At 68.7% G+C, this 15,286-nt stretch carries 15 protein-coding genes and 1 pseudogene; 8 read left to right on the top strand and 8 right to left on the bottom strand.

Annotated elements, in window-relative coordinates:
* Positions 1–14: 14 nt before the first annotated feature.
* The 3 genes from ETD86_RS09215 to ETD86_RS09205 are packed head-to-tail and all read left to right on the top strand — an operon-like array spanning position 15 to position 1,385.
* Positions 15–437: a roadblock/LC7 domain-containing protein gene (locus ETD86_RS09215; RefSeq protein WP_138665685.1), complete on the top strand. Its 423-nt coding sequence runs from the start codon at positions 15–17 to the stop codon at positions 435–437.
* A gap of 26 nt (positions 438–463) precedes the next feature.
* Entirely contained in the window at positions 464–826 is a 363-nt protein-coding gene (locus ETD86_RS09210) for a DUF742 domain-containing protein (protein ID WP_138665684.1), read from the top strand.
* The gene (locus ETD86_RS09205; protein ID WP_138665683.1) at positions 807–1,385 is read left to right on the top strand and encodes a GTP-binding protein; all 579 of its coding nucleotides are present in this window, start codon (positions 807–809) and stop codon (positions 1,383–1,385) included. Before ETD86_RS09210 ends, ETD86_RS09205 begins: the two co-directional genes overlap by 20 nt.
* Positions 1,386–1,530: 145 nt before the next feature.
* On the opposite strand, the gene ETD86_RS09200 is transcribed toward ETD86_RS09205, so the two are convergent.
* Together ETD86_RS09200 and ETD86_RS09195 are read right to left on the bottom strand one after the other, a co-directional pair.
* The gene (locus ETD86_RS09200; protein WP_138665682.1) at positions 1,531–2,340 is read right to left on the bottom strand and encodes an ABC transporter permease; all 810 of its coding nucleotides are present in this window, start codon (positions 2,338–2,340) and stop codon (positions 1,531–1,533) included.
* Positions 2,337–3,269 carry an ATP-binding cassette domain-containing protein gene (locus ETD86_RS09195; protein WP_138665681.1) on the bottom strand — a complete coding sequence of 311 codons (933 nt, stop codon included), beginning with the start codon at positions 3,267–3,269 and terminating at the stop codon, positions 2,337–2,339. Before ETD86_RS09195 ends, ETD86_RS09200 begins: the two co-directional genes overlap by 4 nt.
* Before the next feature lie 78 nt (positions 3,270–3,347).
* Here ETD86_RS09195 and ETD86_RS09190 point away from each other — a divergent pair, with 78 nt between their 5' ends.
* Positions 3,348–4,127, top strand: a complete 780-nt coding sequence (locus ETD86_RS09190) for a TetR/AcrR family transcriptional regulator (protein ID WP_138665732.1) — start codon at positions 3,348–3,350, stop codon at positions 4,125–4,127.
* Between the two features lie 7 nt (positions 4,128–4,134).
* Here ETD86_RS09190 and ETD86_RS09185 read toward each other — a convergent pair whose 3' ends face one another.
* The 4 genes from ETD86_RS09185 to ETD86_RS09170 all read right to left on the bottom strand — a co-directional run bounded on the left by ETD86_RS09185 (position 4,135) and on the right by ETD86_RS09170 (position 9,134).
* Entirely contained in the window at positions 4,135–5,070 is a 936-nt protein-coding gene (locus ETD86_RS09185; protein ID WP_138665680.1) for an ABC transporter substrate-binding protein, read from the bottom strand.
* Positions 5,071–5,161: 91 nt separating this feature from the next.
* The gene (locus tag ETD86_RS09180; protein ID WP_138665679.1) at positions 5,162–6,139 is read right to left on the bottom strand and encodes an ABC transporter substrate-binding protein; all 978 of its coding nucleotides are present in this window, start codon (positions 6,137–6,139) and stop codon (positions 5,162–5,164) included.
* Positions 6,136–8,157, bottom strand: a complete 2,022-nt coding sequence (locus ETD86_RS09175) for an ABC transporter permease (protein WP_138665678.1) — start codon at positions 8,155–8,157, stop codon at positions 6,136–6,138. The genes ETD86_RS09180 and ETD86_RS09175 overlap by 4 nt, the downstream gene beginning before the upstream one ends.
* Entirely contained in the window at positions 8,154–9,134 is a 981-nt protein-coding gene (locus ETD86_RS09170) for a quaternary amine ABC transporter ATP-binding protein (protein ID WP_138665677.1), read from the bottom strand. The genes ETD86_RS09175 and ETD86_RS09170 overlap by 4 nt, the downstream gene beginning before the upstream one ends.
* Positions 9,135–9,550: 416 nt before the next feature.
* On the opposite strand from ETD86_RS09170, the gene ETD86_RS09165 reads away from it, so the two are divergent.
* The 4 genes from ETD86_RS09165 to ETD86_RS09150 all read left to right on the top strand — a co-directional run bounded on the left by ETD86_RS09165 (position 9,551) and on the right by ETD86_RS09150 (position 13,756).
* A complete protein-coding gene (locus ETD86_RS09165; protein ID WP_246147802.1) occupies positions 9,551–12,412 on the top strand; it encodes a sensor histidine kinase in 2,862 nt (953 codons plus the stop codon).
* Positions 12,409–12,831 carry a roadblock/LC7 domain-containing protein gene (locus tag ETD86_RS09160; RefSeq protein ID WP_138665676.1) on the top strand — a complete coding sequence of 141 codons (423 nt, stop codon included), beginning with the start codon at positions 12,409–12,411 and terminating at the stop codon, positions 12,829–12,831. The genes ETD86_RS09165 and ETD86_RS09160 overlap by 4 nt, the downstream gene beginning before the upstream one ends.
* Positions 12,832–12,894: 63 nt before the next feature.
* Positions 12,895–13,209, top strand: coding sequence for a DUF742 domain-containing protein (locus ETD86_RS09155; protein WP_246147808.1), 315 nt, complete (start codon positions 12,895–12,897; stop codon positions 13,207–13,209).
* A complete protein-coding gene (locus ETD86_RS09150) occupies positions 13,190–13,756 on the top strand; it encodes a GTP-binding protein (protein WP_138665674.1) in 567 nt (188 codons plus the stop codon). Before ETD86_RS09155 ends, ETD86_RS09150 begins: the two co-directional genes overlap by 20 nt.
* Here the strand turns inward: ETD86_RS09150 and ETD86_RS09145 are convergent.
* Both ETD86_RS09145 and ETD86_RS54965 read right to left on the bottom strand, forming a co-directional pair.
* Entirely contained in the window at positions 13,750–14,709 is a 960-nt protein-coding gene (locus ETD86_RS09145) for an SIS domain-containing protein (protein WP_138665673.1), read from the bottom strand. The two genes, ETD86_RS09150 and ETD86_RS09145, sit on opposite strands and share 7 nt — an antisense overlap.
* Positions 14,706–15,286: pseudogene (locus ETD86_RS54965) on the bottom strand (hypothetical protein); the annotation flags it as partial. The pseudogene ETD86_RS54965 and the gene ETD86_RS09145, both read right to left, overlap by 4 nt.

Raw genomic sequence — 15,286 nt, 5'->3', positions numbered from 1 at the left:
GCCGGGGAGGATGCGTGACAACCCTTAGCCATGAAGCGCACAAGTTCGACTGGCTGATCACCGACTTCGTCCGCAACACGCCAGGAGTCGCGCATGCCGTCGTGGTCTCCGCGGACGGCCTGTCCTTGGCCGCTTCGGAGGGATTCCCGCCGGACCGGGCGGACCAGCTGGCCGCCGTCTCGGCGGGCCTGCTGAGCCTGACGGTGGGCGCGTCCAGGGTGTTCGAGGGCGGCGCGGTGACGCAGACCGTCGTCGAGATGCAGCGTGGCCTGCTCCTCGTCATGGCGATCAGCGACGGCTCGGTGCTCACGGTGCTGGCGGGTCCTGATTGTGACATGGGGTTGGTGGCGTATCAGATGACGCTGCTGGTAGACAGAGCGGGTCAAGCGCTCACGCCTGCCCTGCGCGCCGAACTCCAGGCCGCCAGGACGCGGTGATGTGATGGAACTGATGGGAGAGGGCCGTGTACGGCACTGACGGAATCGGGGAAGAAGAGCCCCTGTTCCGTCCTTACGCGGTGACGGGCGGCCGTTCCGAGCCGCGCTATCACCTCGCCATGGAGACGTTGATCTCATCCATGTCGATCCCGGACGAAGAGATGGTCCTGCTCACCCCCGAGCAGGAGGCCATCATGCAGCTGTGCAGAACGTTCCGGTCGGTCGCTGAGATCTCGGCCCTGCTCCGCGTCCCGCTGGGCGTGGCGAGGGTGCTCGTGGCGGACATGTCCGACGAAGGACTTGTCCGCCTGCACCAGCCACGCCTCAGCCAGGGACAGCCAGACCTCAACATGCTCGAAAGGGTGCTCAGTGGACTACGCAGGCTCTAGCCCCGGGCTTACGTCGACGAAGATCGTCGTCGCCGGGGGGTTCGGCGTCGGCAAGACGACGTTCGTGGGGGCGGTGTCCGAGATCCTCCCGCTCACCACGGAAGCGGTGATGACCGACGCGTCCGCGGGCATCGACGACCTCGGGATGACCCCGAACAAGCAGACCACGACCGTGGCCATGGACTTCGGCCGGGTCTCGCTCGACCGCGACCTGATCCTCTACCTGTTCGGCACGCCCGGGCAGCACCGGTTCTGGTTCATGTGGGACGACCTGGTGCGGGGCGCGATCGGCGCGGTGGTGCTGACCGACACCCGCCGCCTGGCCGACAGCTTCCCCGCGATCGACTACTTCGAAGAGGCCAAGCTGCCCTTCGTGATCGGCATCAACGGGTGGGACGGGCAGTTCCTGCACTCCGACAACGAGGTCAGGGAGGCGCTCGCGCTCCCGCCGCACGTGCCGGTGGTGCGGACGGACGCCCGCGACCGCGAGTCGGTGAAGTCGACGCTGATCGCGCTGGTCGAGCACGTCGTACGCCTGCGCGCGGCGCCCGTCCACTAGTCCAGGGCGCCCGGGCCGGCGAGTTGAGCACCGGGACGAGCTGCCGCACAGCCGGTCGAGGACGTCCTTGAGCTCCGGGAACATGCGTCCAGGGGGAAACGCCCGTCCAGACGCTGCTCGCGTACGAGCGGGCGCTGTCCGAGGACTAGCGATCGAGGCGCTGGTAGAGGCGGACGGACAGGACGAAGAACACGACGGTGATCGCCAGCGGCCACAACACCGCCATGAGGACGGAGTGCTGGGCCACCCACGAGACCCCGCCCCAGCCCGGGTTGCCGAACAGCTCCCTGGCCGCCGCCACCGTGGCCGACAGCGGATTCCACTCCGAGATCGTGCCCAGCCAGCCCGGCATGGTGTCCGGGGCGACGAAGGCGTTCGACAGGAATCCGATCGGGAACTCCAGAGTCTGGATCGCCACCACCGCACCCGGGTCCCTGGTCAGCAGCCCCAGGTACATCCCGGCCCACAGCAGCGAGAAGCGCAGGAGCAGCAGCAGGCCCACCGCGCCGAGCGCGCCCGGCAGCGTGGCCGGGCGCCAGCCGACCGCCAGCCCGCAGACCAGGAGGCCGGCCAGCACCAGCACCGAGTGCAGCAGGTCGGCGATGGCACGCCCGATGAGCACACCCGACGGCGCCATGGGCATCGAGCGGAACCGGTCCGTGACGCCCTTGGAGGCGTCGGTGGCGACCGCGACCATGGTGGCGCTCAGGCCGAAGAGCATCGTCATGCCGTACATGCCCGGCATGAGGAACGCGAAGTAGTCCGCCCCTTCCGGCACCTTCACCGCGCCGCCGAACAGGTAGCCGAAGGCCAGTGTGATCATCACCGGGAAGAGCACCCCGAAGACCACCGTCATCGGCTGATTGGCCCAGTGGATCAGGTCGCGCCGGGCGACCGTCCACCCGTCGGCCAGAGCCCACCACAGCCGACGTTCCTTCGTCGAGATCGTGCTCATTTCGCGCCGCCTCCCGTGAGGTCGAGGAAGACTTCGTCCAGAGTCGGCCTGCGCAGCGCGACGTCCTCGGCCTCGATCCCGGCCGCCGACAGCGCCGCCAGCACCTCCGTCAGGGCTCTCACCCGCTCGCTCACCGGCGCGGAGACGTGCCTGGTGTCGTGATCGACCTCGGCCGGGCCCGACGCGACCCGCTCGACGATGCCGGCGGCCTCCCCGACCCGCCCGGGGTCGTGGATCACCACGTCGAGCCGGTCGCCGCCGAGCTTGGCCTTGAGCTCGTCGGGCGTGCCCTCGGCCACCACCCGGCCCGCGTCGATCACCGAGATCCGGTCCGCGAGCTGGTCGGCCTCCTCCAGGTATTGGGTGGTCAGCAGCACGGTGGTGCCGTCGGACACCAGGTCGCGAACCACGCGCCAGATCTCCGCCCGGCTGCGTGGGTCGAGCCCCGTGGTCGGTTCGTCGAGGAAGAGCACGGGCGGGGCGAGGATCAGGCCGGCCGCGAGGTCGAGCCTGCGCCGCATGCCGCCCGAATACTCCTTGGCCGCCCCCTTGTGCTCGAGCCCGAAGCGTTCGAGCAGTTCGTCGGCCCTGACCCGGGCCGCCGCCCCGCCCAGGTGGTAGAGGCGGCCGAACAGCTCGAGGTTCTGCCGCCCGGTCAGCAGCTCGTCCACGGCCGTGTGCTGGCCGACGAGGCCGATGTTGCGGCGCACCAGGCGAGGCTGGGTCGCCACGTCGAACCCGGCCACCTCCGCGCGGCCGCCCGAGGGGCGCAGGAGCGTGGTGAGGATGCGGACGGCCGTGGTCTTGCCTGCGCCGTTGGGGCCGAGCAGGCCGCAGACCGTGCCATGGCCCACGTCCAGGTCGATGCCGTCGAGAGCCGCCTTGTCGCCGTACGTCTTGCGCAGCCCGTGCGCGAGCACTGCTGACATACCGCCTCCCTCTTCGTACGCTGTACCGTACGCCATACGAATCGAATCGGCAATCGTACGGTGTACCGTACAAGAGTGATGATCGAATCATCGGGAAAGGGCGACCCGGCCCGCAGCCTTGCCCTGCTCTGGCGCACCAGCGAGCGGTCCAGCCGCAAGGGCAAGCCAGAGCTGAGTGTGGACCGCATCGTGCGCGCGGCCATCGAGGTCGCCGACGCCGAGGGGCTGCAGGCGCTGTCCATGCGCCGCGTGGCCGAGCGGCTGGGCGTGGGGACGATGTCGCTCTACACGTACGTGCCGGGCAAGCCGGAATTGTTCGACGTCATGCTTGACACGGTCTACGGCGAGACCGCCAGGCCGGAGGACGTCCCCGGCGGCTGGCGGGGCAGGCTGGAGCAGATCGCCAGGGAGAACTGGGCACTCTACCTGCGCCACCCATGGTTGCTCCAGGTGGCGGCCAGCCGGCCGGTGCTCGGGCCGAACGTGACCGCCAAGTACGACTACGAGCTGCGTGCCGTGGACGGCATCGGCCTGACCGACGTGGAGATGGACTCGGTGATCACCTTGATCACCGGCTTCGTGCACGGCGCGGCGCGGGGCGCGGTCGAGGCCGCGCAGGTCGAGAACCAGACGGGCATGAGCGACGAGCAGTGGTGGGCCGCGCACGCGCCCTTCTTCGCCCGGATCGCCTACGCCGACCGGTTCCCGACGGCCGCCAGGGTGGGGCAGGCGGCGGGCGAGGCGCTCAACGCGGCCTACAGCCCGGAGCACGCCTTCGAGTTCGGACTGGAGCGCGTGCTCGACGGCATCGAGGCCCTGGTGAACAGGCGGGCGAGGCCTGGTTCACCGGACCGGTGAGCGAGCCTCAGCGGGGGATCCAGTCCTTCCACACGATCTTGTTCTCCGCCACCCACCGGACGGCCGCCTCCTCGGCGGTCATCTTCTCGTTGATCATGTCGCCGGCGACCGCGTTCTGGTCGTCGTTGGTCCAGTTGAAGTTGCGGACCAGCTCGTACGCCTTGCCGCCGTTCTCCGCGAACCGCTTGCTGACGATCTTGTCGAGCAGGTACGGCGGGTAGTCGCAGGCGACCTTCGCGGCGTCGGCGTCACAGCCCACGGCATACGGGGGCAGCGCGATCTTCACCAGTTTGACCTTGGTGAACAACCATTGCGGCTCGTAGAAATACATCAAAAGGGGTGTCCGGTTCCGCGTCGCAGCCTGGGCGGCCTTGATCAACGCGTCCTCGCTGCCCGAGTAGACGACCTTGTAATTCAGCTTGAGATTCTTGACGAGGGCCTCGTCATTGGTGACGAACGTCGGATCGCCGTCCAGGATTTGTCCGGCATTTCCGGTCTTTTCAGTCCGGAAAAGATGGGCGAAGTCGTTGAGGTTGCGGTAGTCCGTGATGCCGGGATATTTCTTGACCATCCACTCGGGGACGTACCAGCCGATCACACCCTTGTTCCCGGTGAGGCCGGCCGACAGGGCCACCTTCTTCTTCTCGATGTACTCCTTCTTCAGGTCCGGGTGGCCCCAGTTCTCGATGATCACATCCACCTTGCCGGATTCGAAATCCCGCCAGGATTGATCTTCTTTCACCGCCCGCTTGTTCACCTTGTAACCCAGTTCCCGCTCCAGCAGGTACGCCAGCACGGCGGCCTGGGCCTCATATCCGACCCAGGCGTGGATGTCGAGGTTGACGGTCCCCTTGGACCCGGCGGCGGTTTCGGGCTCCTCGCCGGTGCAGGCGGTCAGGAGCAGGGCCGCGACCAGCGGCCCGACGAGCGTCTTCAAGCGCATGAGAGGTCTCCGAGGTCGCGGCCCCCGGCCAATGAGGAGCCGCGACGTGACATGGCGATCTCATGCCGACTTCTGAGACCGCACGACAGGGTCACTTGGGGATCCAGGCCTGCCACTTGGCGGTGTTGGCCTCGACCCACTTCTTGGCGGCCTGCTCGCCGGTCATGCCGTTGTTGGTCATGTCGTCGGCGACGGCGTTCTGGTCCTCGTTCGTCCAGGTGAAGTTCTTGACGAGCTCGTAGGCCTTGCCGCCGGTGTCGGCGAACTTCTTGCTCACGATCTTGTCGAGGTCCATCTCCGGGTAGTCACAGGCGACCTTCTTGGGGTCGGCGTCGCAGCCCTCGGTGTAGGCGGGCAGGTTGACCCGGACCAGGTCGGTCTTGCTGAACAGCCAGTGCGGGTCCCAGAAGTAGAACAGCAGCGGCTTCTGCTGCGTCTGCGCCTGCTGGGCGCCCTTGATCAGGGCCGCCTCGCTGCCGCCGACCACGACCTTGTAGTTCAGCTTGAGGTTCTTGATCAGGGCTTCCTCGTTGCTGACGTACGACGGGTCGCCGAACAGCAGCTGGCCCTTGTCACCGGACTCGGAGGTCTTGAACAGCTCGGCGTACTTGTTGAGGTTCTTGTAGTCGGTGATGTCCGGGTACTTGTCGGCCATCCACTTCGGGATGTACCAGCCGATGACGCCCTTGTTGCCGGTGGAGCCCGCCTCGACCGCGACCTTCTTCTCCTCGATGAACTGCTTCTTCAGGTCCGGGTGGCCCCAGTTCTCGATGATGACGTCGACGTCGCCGGTCTCGAAGCCCTCCCAGGCCAGCTGCTCCTTGATCTCGGGCAGCTCGACGGTGTAGCCGAGCTCGTTCTTCAGCAGGTACGCGACCACGTTCGCGCTGGCCTCGTACCCGACCCACGGGTTGATCGCGATCTTGACAGTGCCCCCGGCGCTGCTGGCACCGCCCTGCGGCGCGGCGGTGGAGCTGGGCGAGGTCTCGACCGTGGCCCCGCCGCAAGCGGTGGCGAGACCAAGGGTGAGTCCAGCAGTGAGCAGGCCTGCGAGCAGGCGAATCTTCATGGGGACTTCCTCTTTCGGGGGGAAGAGCGCCTGTCGGCGCCCTGCGTGATGCGGTCGAGCATGACTCCGAGCAGCACCGTCGCGATGCCGGCGACGAAGCCGAGCCCGAAGTCGGTCCGCTGGGAGAAGCCGAGGACCACGTCGTAGCCGAGCGCCCCGGCCCCGACGAGGCCGCCCACGACGACCATGGCCAGCGTCATCACGATGCCCTGGTTGGCGGCCAGCAGGATGGCTTGCCTGGCCATCGGCAGTTGCACCTTCCACAGCAGCTGCCCCCGCGTCGAGCCGGCCGAGGACGCCGCCTCGACGACCGTGGCGGGCACGGCCTTGATGCCGTCCTCGACCAGGCGCACCACCGGCGGAACCGCGTAGATGATCGAGGCGAAGATCGCGGTGAACCTGGTGGTCTCGAACAACGCCAGCGCCGGCAGCAGGTAGACGAAGGCCGGCATGGTCTGCGCGGCGTCGAGGAGCGGACGCTGCACGGCCGAGTACCGCGGCGAGCGGGCCGCGGCCACCCCGAGCAGCAGGCCGATGACGAGGGTGACCAGCACCGCGACGGCGACCGTGGTCATCGTCTGCATGGCGTGCTCCCACGTGCCGAGCAGCGCGATCGCCAGCAGGCAGCCGAGCGCGATCAGCGCCGGCCGCACGCCGCTGACCCGCCAGGCGACCGCCAGCACCGCGAGCGTGACCAGCCACCACGGGGCCGAGGTGAGCAGCGTCTCCAGCGGGTTGAGCAGGGAGGCGGTGACGAGGTCCTTGATGAACGTCGTGACGGGGTACCAGGTGGTCTCAGCCCAGCGGACGGCGTCGTTGACCTCGGCGACGACGTTGATCGTCCAGCTCTCCGGCCACACGCGCGGCAGCACGGGGATGAGCGCCAGCCCGACGGCGGCCAGCACGCCGGCCGCCACCAGGTCGATCCTGCTCAGTTTGGCATGCGGCCTGTTCATGGCCGCACTCCGTGAGGCGCGCTCGGTCGCCCCTGCGCCGCCGCCTTCCCCCGCTCTGGTCGCTCCGCTCCCGCCGCTCCTCCAGCCGACGGCGCTCCCTCGCTGGGCCACCGACATCATCATCCGGTCGAGCACCACGGCCATGACCACGATGGCCACGCCGGCGGGGAGCATGATGCCGACCTGCGCCCGCGACAGCCCGCGGATGATGTCGCCGCCCAGGCCGGGCGCCGAGATCAGGTTCGCGATGACGACCATGGACAGGGCCATCATGATCGTCTGGTTCACCGCCAGCGCCATCGTGGACCTGGCCAGCGGCAGGTAGACCTTGAACAACGTCTGCCGGCGGGTGGCGCCCAGAGACGCGGACGCCTCGACCGCCGTGGGGGAGACCTCCGAGATGGCCAGCGCGGTGATGCGGATGGCCGGCGGAATCGAGTAGATCATCGTCGCGATGGCCCCGGCCGGCGCGCCGATGTGGAAGAACAACGCCAGCGGAGCGAGGTACGCGAACGTCGGCATGATCTGCATGACGTCCAGCACCGGCGTGATCGCCCGACGTGCCCGGGCGGACAGCCCGGCCCAGACGCCGATCGGAATCCCGATCGCCAGCGACAGCAGCACTGCCGCCGCGACCAGGGCCAGCGTGTCCACGCTCGACTGCCAGAGCCCCAGGAAGCCGAACGCGCTGACGCCCGAGACCGCGAGCAGCGCGATGCGCCAGCCGCCGGCCAGCCAGGCCAGCGCGCCCATGACGCCGGTGAGGCCGGGCCAGCCGAGGGCGTACAAGGTGGTCTGGAACAGGTCGTAGAGCCCGCCGACGAAGAGGCGGATGTAGTTGAGGAAGTACAGGAAGAGCGGATTGTCGTTGCGGTGGTCGTCGATCCACTCGCGCAGCTCGGTGACGGCCAGGAACTGCGGGGCCTCCTTGTCGTGCGGCAGCGTCCCCGTGCCACGGAAGGCCAGGTACGCCGCCGCGAACAGGACGACGGCCCCCACCGGCGCCACCCACCGGGGCACCTTCACCCTGGGCGGCGCGCTGACCGCAGTGGTACTGCTCATGCGCCCGCCTTGACCGGGACGTCCTGCCCCGAGAGGAAGGTCAGCAGGTCCACGCGGTCCACGACGCCCGCCAACTGGTCGCCGTCCACCACCTTGATCGGGCGGCCGGAGGCGGAGGCCAGGCCGATCGCGTCCTTGATGATCGTGGTGACCGGCAGCTCCGGCCCGTCCAGCGGCTCGCCGGGCTCAGGGTCGCGGCAGATCCAGCGCAACGTGAGCACGTGGCTCCTGGGCACGTCGCGGATGAAGTCGGACACGTAGTCGTCGGCCGGCGCGCCCACCAGCTCCTCCGCGGTGCCGAGCTGCACGATCGAGCCCGCCCGCATGATCGCGATCCGCTCGCCCAGCTTGAGCGCCTCGGACAGGTCGTGGGTGATGAACACCATCGTCTTGCCGACCTCGCGGTGCAGCCGGATCACCTCGGCCTGCATGTCTCGCCTGATCAGCGGGTCGAGTGCGCTGAACGGCTCGTCGAACAACATCACCTGCGGGTCGACCGCCAGCGCCCTGGCCAGGCCGACGCGTTGTTGCATGCCGCCGGAGAGCTGGTCGGGGTAGGCGTCGGCGTACCCGTCGAGGCCGACGAGTGAGAGGATCTCCCCGGCTCGCGCGTGCCTGGCCGCCCTCGGCATGCCCTGGATCTCCAGGCCGTACGCCACGTTGTCGATCACCTTGCGGTGCGGCAGCAGGCCGAAGTGCTGGAAGACCATGCTGACCTGGTGGCGGCGGATCTCGCGGAGCCGTGCGGGGGAGGCGCGACCGATGTCCTCGCCGCCGATCCTGATCTCGCCAGCGGAGGGCTCGATGAGCCGGGTGAGGCAGCGTACGAGGGTGGACTTGCCGCTGCCCGACAGGCCCATGACCACGAAGACCTCGCCGGGACGCACTTCGAAGCTCACGTCCCTGACGGCGGCGGTGCAACCGGTCTTCTCTCGCAGCGTGGCGGGTTCGAGATGCCGGTCCTCGCTGTCCAGCACTCTTTGTGCCCTGGACCCGAAGATCTTCCAAAGGCCCTCAACGGTGATAGCCGCGCTGTCGGGAGAATCTCCCACACCCGCCTCCTCGTTTGCCGGGGCTCAACATATGTCGTGAATAACGTCAATCTCAAACGGTGTGACCGTCAGGAGATCAGGGTGCTTCCGGCGTGTTATGCGTTGAATCGTTCAAATCACCCATATGCTGACATGAGGTGCATTGGGGGCTTATTTCTCGCTTCACGGACTTGGTAGATGGAGTCCCAACTTCGTCACATCAGTCACAGAACTTGAATTTTGCCAAGTTATGTTCGGGTAGCCTCCCCAGCGTGTGATGTGTTCCAATTACCGGCACTTGCTGATTTCCTCAGGGGACACAGCACCCTTCAAATACGCCGATATCGGGCGAGGTGCGTTCGGTGAGCACAGAGCTGAGCCACAGGCAGGCCAGCGAGGGAAACTGGCGTCTGCGAAATTGGCGTGTCCGCGCACGGCTCGTCGCCCTGATCCTGATTCCGACGGCCGCCGCCGTGCTGCTGGGCGGCATCCAGGTGCTCGCCTCGACCGCCGCGGCGAGCGACTTCGCACGGACGAACCAGTTCGCCCAGTTGTCGCAGGAACTGGGCGCGCTCACCCACGCCGTCTCCGGCGAGCGGGCCAGGACTTCTTGGTACATCGCGCGCAACCGGCCCGCGAACATGCTTGCCGAGGTGCAGGCGCAGATGTCCGAGGTCGACACCGAGGCCAAGGACGTGCGCGGCATCACCGGGCAGCTGGCGAGCGAGGTCACCGGCCGTACCGCCGACCAGCTCGAGCAGCTGATCAACCGTCTCGACGACCTGACCGCCTTACGCAAGCAGGCGCTGGACGCCAATCTTCTCCCCGGCCCCGCCGTCGAGCTCTACACCAAGGTGATCAACGACCTGCTGTCCGCACACACCGAGCTGATCAAGGGCAGCGCCGACGACGAGCTGTTCCGGCAGACCCGCATGCTCGACGCCCTGGCCCGGGCCAAGGAGAGCGTCTCCTACCAGCAGGCGCTGGTCACCATCGTCCTGGTCGAGGGAGCGTTCGACCAGGACCAGCTCAAGCGATTCCTCGGCGAGCAGTCCAAGGAGACCAACGAGCGCGACAGCGTCGCCGCCGAGGCCACCGCAGAGGAACGCCGCTTCTTCGACGAGACGGTCAACGGCAACACCTCCGAGCGCATGTTGTTCCTGCGTGAGCTGGTGCTGATCAGGGCCACGAACGGGCTGCCGCTGCGCGGCCTCGACCTCGGCAGGCGCGACGACGCGAAGGAGTGGTTCGAGGCGTCCAAGGTCGTCGTCGACACCATGCGCACGGTCGAGGATCGCCAGGCCCGCGGCATCGTGGCGCGCAGCGAGGCGCTCAGCGCGGACGAGCGGCAACGGGCGTTCGTGACCGCGGGAGCCGTGCTCGCGCTGCTGGTGGCCGTGCTGCTGATCACCACCGGCGTGGCCAGGTCGCTCGTGCGGCCGCTGCGCCGGCTGCGCGGCGAGGCCCTGGAGATCGCCGGCAAGCGGCTGCCCGCCTTCGTCCAGCACCTGCGTGAGTCCCGCGACGGCGCGATCGACGCCGAGGTCCCGCCCATCGGGATCTTCTCCAAGGACGAGGTCGGCGAGCTCGCCCGGGCCTTCGACGAGGTGCACCGCGAGGCCGTGCGGCTGGCCGGTGACGAGGCGCGGCTGCGTGCCAACGTCAACGCCATGTTCGTCAACCTGTCCAGGCGCAGCCAGACGCTGGTCGAGCGGCAGCTGACGCTGATCGAGAAGCTGGAGCAGGGCGAGCGCGACGACGCCCGGCTCGGCGACCTTTTCAAGCTCGACCACCTGGCCACCCGCATGCGCCGCAACAGCGAGAACCTGCTCGTCCTGGCCGGGCAGGAGGCCGCGCGCAAGTGGAGCGAGCCGGTCGAGCTGATGGACATCGTGCGTGCCGCGCTCGGCGAGGTCGAGAGTTACGACCGGGTCAGCATCCAGGTGCAGTCGGACGTCGCCATCGCCGGGCAGGCCGTCACCGACGTGGTGCACCTGATGGCCGAGCTGATCGAGAACGCGGTCTCCTTCTCCTCGCGGGACACCAAGGTCGTCATCTCCAGCAGCCGCATCGACGGCGGGTCGCTGATGTTGTCGGTCACCGACAACGGCATCGGCATGAGCCAGGAGGAGCTGGGCGAGGCGAACTGGCGGCTGGCCAACCCGCCGGTGGTGGACGTGTCGGTGTCGCGGCGCATGGGGCTGTTCGTGGTGGGCCGGCTGGCGTTGCGGCACAACATCCGGGTTCAGCTGCGCCGCCAGGACATCGGCGGGCTGACCGCCATGGTGCTCATCCCGCCGATGTTGCTCACGGCCGTGCCCGGCACGATGCCCGCCGGCCAATCGCCTGCCATGCAGTCGCCGGGCCCGCAGTCGTTCGGGTCGCAGCCGTTCGGGTCCCAGCCGTTCGAGTCTCAGCCGTTCGAGTCGCAACCTTTCGAATCGCAGTCGTTGTTCGAGAGCCAGTCGTTCGGGTCCCAGCCGTTCGGGTCCCAGTCTTTCGAGTCTCAGCCGTTCGGGTCCCAGTCTTTCGAGTCTCAGCCGTTCGGGTCCCAGTCTTTCGAGTCTCAGCCGTTCGAGTCCCAGCCGTTCGAGTCCGAGCCGTCCGGCTCGCAGCCGTTCGGCTCCCCGTCGTACGCGCCGGAGCCCTTCGCCTCGGAGCCGTTCGGTGGGGGGAGTCAGGCGGACGTGCGGGTGCCGCGGCAGGGGCAGCAGCCGGGTCCGGCCTTCGGGCCCGGTCACCCGTCGTTCGACGTCCCGGCCGCCCCGGAGCCGTCGTCGTGGTTCAGCTCGCCGCACCCGAATTCCGGCCCGGCGTCCCCGGAGCCGCCGCCGGACTTGACGACGCCGCCCGCGACGTACCCGTCGTTCGCCACGCCGGCGGCATCCAAGGACGAATTCCTGCCGATCTTCGCCTCCGTGGAGGACAGCAGCTGGTTCTCCAAACCGGCGCCGACCGCCGACCGCCGGGACCCCGCCTGGTCGTCGCCCGCCGACCAGGCTTGGCAGGCCGCCGGGGCGACCGCGGAGCCGGTGCAAGGCGGGACCACCAACTCTGGCTTGCCGAAGCGGACGCCGCGCGCGAATCTGGTACCGGGCACCGCAAACCCGAAGCCGCCGCCCGCTCCCGCTCCTCCGCTGTCCCCTGATCACCTGCGTGACAGGCTGGCCAGCTACCAGCAGGGCGTGCGCAAGGGGCGCTCAGAGCTCGAGGAGGACTCATGAAGGAGCTGAGCCAAGCCGCCAGGGACATGAACTGGCTGGTCAGCAGCTTCGTCGACGAAGTTCCCGGCGTCGCGCACGCCGTGGTCGTCTCCGCCGACGGCCTGCCCATGGCGTTCTCCCGAGATTTCCCCAAGGACCGTGCCGACCAGCTGGCCGCCATCGCGGCCGGGCTCGTCAGCCTCACCCAGGGCTCGGCGCGGGTCTTCGAAGGCGGAAGCGTCACCCAGACGCTCGTGGAGATGGACCGCGGGTTGTTGCTGGTGATGTCGATCAGTGACGGATCCTCCCTGGCGGTGCTGGCCGCGCCCGACTGCGACATGGGGCTGGTGGCGTACCAGATGACGATCCTGGTGGAGCGCGCGGGACAGGTGCTGACACCGGCGGTGCGGGCCGAGCTGTCCTCGGGTCGTTCGTGGTGATGAGGAGCAGACGTGGCATCGTGGCATAACGAGCCGGAGGCCGAGCGCAGCTCGCTGGTCCGGATGTACGCCGTCACGGGCGGCAGGACCACGGCGCGTAGCGACCTAGCCATGGAGGCACTGGTATCGTCGGCCACCTCGGCGCAGCTCGGCCCGACCTACGCCCGCGAATACCGTGCGATCAGCGAGTTGTGCCGTCAGGTCAGGTCCGTGGCGGAGATCTCCGCGCTGCTGAGCGTCCCGCTCGGCGTCGCGCGGGTGCTGATCGCCGACATGGAGGCGGACGGGCTGGTCAAGGTGTACCAGCCGCAGTTGGAGGCGGGCCTGCCGGACAGGGGCCTGCTCGAAAGGGTTTTAAGTGGACTTCGCAGGCTCTAGCCGGCTCACCTCCACGAAGATCGTCGTGGCTGGCGGCTTCGGCGTGGGGAAGACCACGTTCGTGGGCTCCGTCTCCGAGATCATGCCGCTGACCACCGAAGCGGTGATGACCGAGGCCTCCCAGGGCATCGACGACCTCGAACACACGCCCGGCAAGACCACCACCACCGTGGCCATGGACTTCGGCCGGCTCACGCTCGACCGTGACCTGATCCTCTACCTGTTCGGCACGCCCGGGCAGCACCGCTTCTGGTTCATGTGGGACGACCTCGTCCGAGGGGCCATCGGCGCCGTGGTGCTCGTGGACTCGCTGCGGCTGGCGGACAGCTTCCCGGCCGTCGACTACTTCGAGGAGTCGGGGATGCCGTTCGTGGTCGGCCTGAACGGCTGGGACGGGGAGTTCCCGCACGTCGAGAGCGAGGTGCGGGAGGCGCTCACACTATCCGGTCACGTGCCGATCGTCCGGACGGACGCCAGGGAGCGGCAGGCGGTCAAGCACACGCTCATCACGCTCGTGGAGCACGCGCTCACCGCACGCGCTCATTGAGAGTTCCACCAGTACGCGGCCACGAGCTCGGCCACCAGCGTCTCCGTCAGCAGCGCCACGTCCGGGTCGTCGTCGTGCGCGTAGCGGACGGCGGTCGCGGCGTCCTTCACCTCCGCGCCCACCGCGATCACGGTGGACCCGCGCTCGCGTACCCAGTCCATGGCCTGGGCGTCGTAGCGGGAGCCCGGGAAGAGCAGGGCGCGGTAGTCGAGGGTCTTGGTCAGGTACACGTCCACGTGTGCCCAGTCACCCGTCTCACAGGCGTCGGCGGCGCGGCGCGGGCCCTCCCTGACCATCAGCGCGGACTGCTCGGCTGACGACAGGCGCTCGGCCGGGGCGATCGTGTAGACGCCGTGCGGGCCGTCCAGCAGCTCCATGGTCAGGGGGAGCCACTCGTCGCGGCGATCGAGGAGGTCCGCTGTGGCCTCCGCGCTCTTCTTGATCAGCGCGGGAACATCGCGATCCGCTCCGGTCAGCTTCGTCTCCAGCGCCAGGAGGAGCGCCAGGGTGTGCTGGAACGTCCGGCAGGCGACGCCGCCGCGTTCCTTGCCCGCGTGCATCGGGATCACCAGGTCGGCTCGCTCGGCCAGGGGCGAACCAGGCACGTTGGTCAGGGCCGCCACGAACGCCGGGCCGCGCGCGTAGCGGTCGCTCGCGTCCAGGGTCTCCCTGCTGCCGCCGGTCGCCGAGATCGGGATGATCAGGGTGTCCTTCGAGGACGGGTACGTGGCCGTCGCCGAGGCGTAGTCGGCGTAGGCGTCGACGCCCGCGGCGCGCAGGCGCAGGGCCGCCACGCCGGCGGCGTAGCGGGAGCTGCCCATGCCCAGGAACAGCACCCTTGCCGGACTCTCCGGGAGCTTCGCGAAGGGGTCTTCTGCGGTCAGGGCGTCGGCCAGGGCCGTCAAGGACTCCGGCTTAGACTCCAGGTCGGAGAGGTAGAGCTCAGAATTCACGAAATGTTCTCCTCGGGGTACCAGGTGCGGAGGACGCCCATAGGGGCGTAGCGCCAGCGGGGGAGATGGCGGGCTGCGTAGATCAGCTCGCGGCACTCCTGCTCGACCTCGAACGGGCGGATCAAGGTCTCGTCGAGGAGGTCCGGGCGGTTCTTCGCCGCCAGGCGGGCCTTGTAGGCGGTCAGCATCGTCGTGCGGGCCTTGGCCGCCCAGGCGGCTGCTTCGTCGGGCGGGGTGTTCCTTCTCTTGATCGCCACCTGGGCCACGTGCTCCAGGCTCGTCGTCAACTGTGCCACGTCCCTGGCCGAGGGTTGGCCGGGGTCCGCGTCCGTGACGGTGGGGTTGCCGTCGAAGTCGATGACCGCGTAGCCGTCTCGCCATCTGAGCATCTGGCCCACGTGGAGGTCGCCGTGGATCCTGATGCGTGGGGTGGTGATGGGCCGGTGCAAGCGGGCCAGCTCGCGCTCGAGATGTCCGGCTCGTGCGGCCAGCCAATGCCCGTCCTCGCCATCCGTCACCTCCAGCGCCTCGGCCAACGCCGCCTCCGCCCTGGCGATGGGGGTGGCCGGCGGTGGGG

Origin of the sequence: Nonomuraea turkmeniaca (assembly GCF_005889735.1) — a bacterium.
Lineage (GTDB): Bacteria > Actinomycetota > Actinomycetes > Streptosporangiales > Streptosporangiaceae > Nonomuraea > Nonomuraea turkmeniaca.
Note: the sequence above shows the minus strand (reverse complement) of the source record. Positions and strands in the feature narration are given on the sequence as shown.

What these genes read in the sequence shown, in the direction of transcription:
- ETD86_RS09195 (WP_138665681.1), bottom strand. Translation starts at nt 3,269, where the DNA reads ATGTCAGCAGTGCTCGCGCACGGGCTGCGCAAGACGTACGGCGACAAG.
- ETD86_RS09200 (WP_138665682.1), bottom strand. Translation starts at nt 2,340, where the DNA reads ATGAGCACGATCTCGACGAAGGAACGTCGGCTGTGGTGGGCTCTGGCC.
- ETD86_RS09185 (WP_138665680.1), bottom strand. Translation starts at nt 5,070, where the DNA reads ATGCGCTTGAAGACGCTCGTCGGGCCGCTGGTCGCGGCCCTGCTCCTG.
- ETD86_RS09180 (WP_138665679.1), bottom strand. Translation starts at nt 6,139, where the DNA reads ATGAAGATTCGCCTGCTCGCAGGCCTGCTCACTGCTGGACTCACCCTT.
- ETD86_RS09190 (WP_138665732.1), top strand. Translation starts at nt 3,348, where the DNA reads ATGATCGAATCATCGGGAAAGGGCGACCCGGCCCGCAGCCTTGCCCTG.
- ETD86_RS09155 (WP_246147808.1), top strand. Translation starts at nt 12,895, where the DNA reads ATGTACGCCGTCACGGGCGGCAGGACCACGGCGCGTAGCGACCTAGCC.
- ETD86_RS09175 (WP_138665678.1), bottom strand. Translation starts at nt 8,157, where the DNA reads ATGAGCAGTACCACTGCGGTCAGCGCGCCGCCCAGGGTGAAGGTGCCC.
- ETD86_RS09160 (WP_138665676.1), top strand. Translation starts at nt 12,409, where the DNA reads ATGAAGGAGCTGAGCCAAGCCGCCAGGGACATGAACTGGCTGGTCAGC.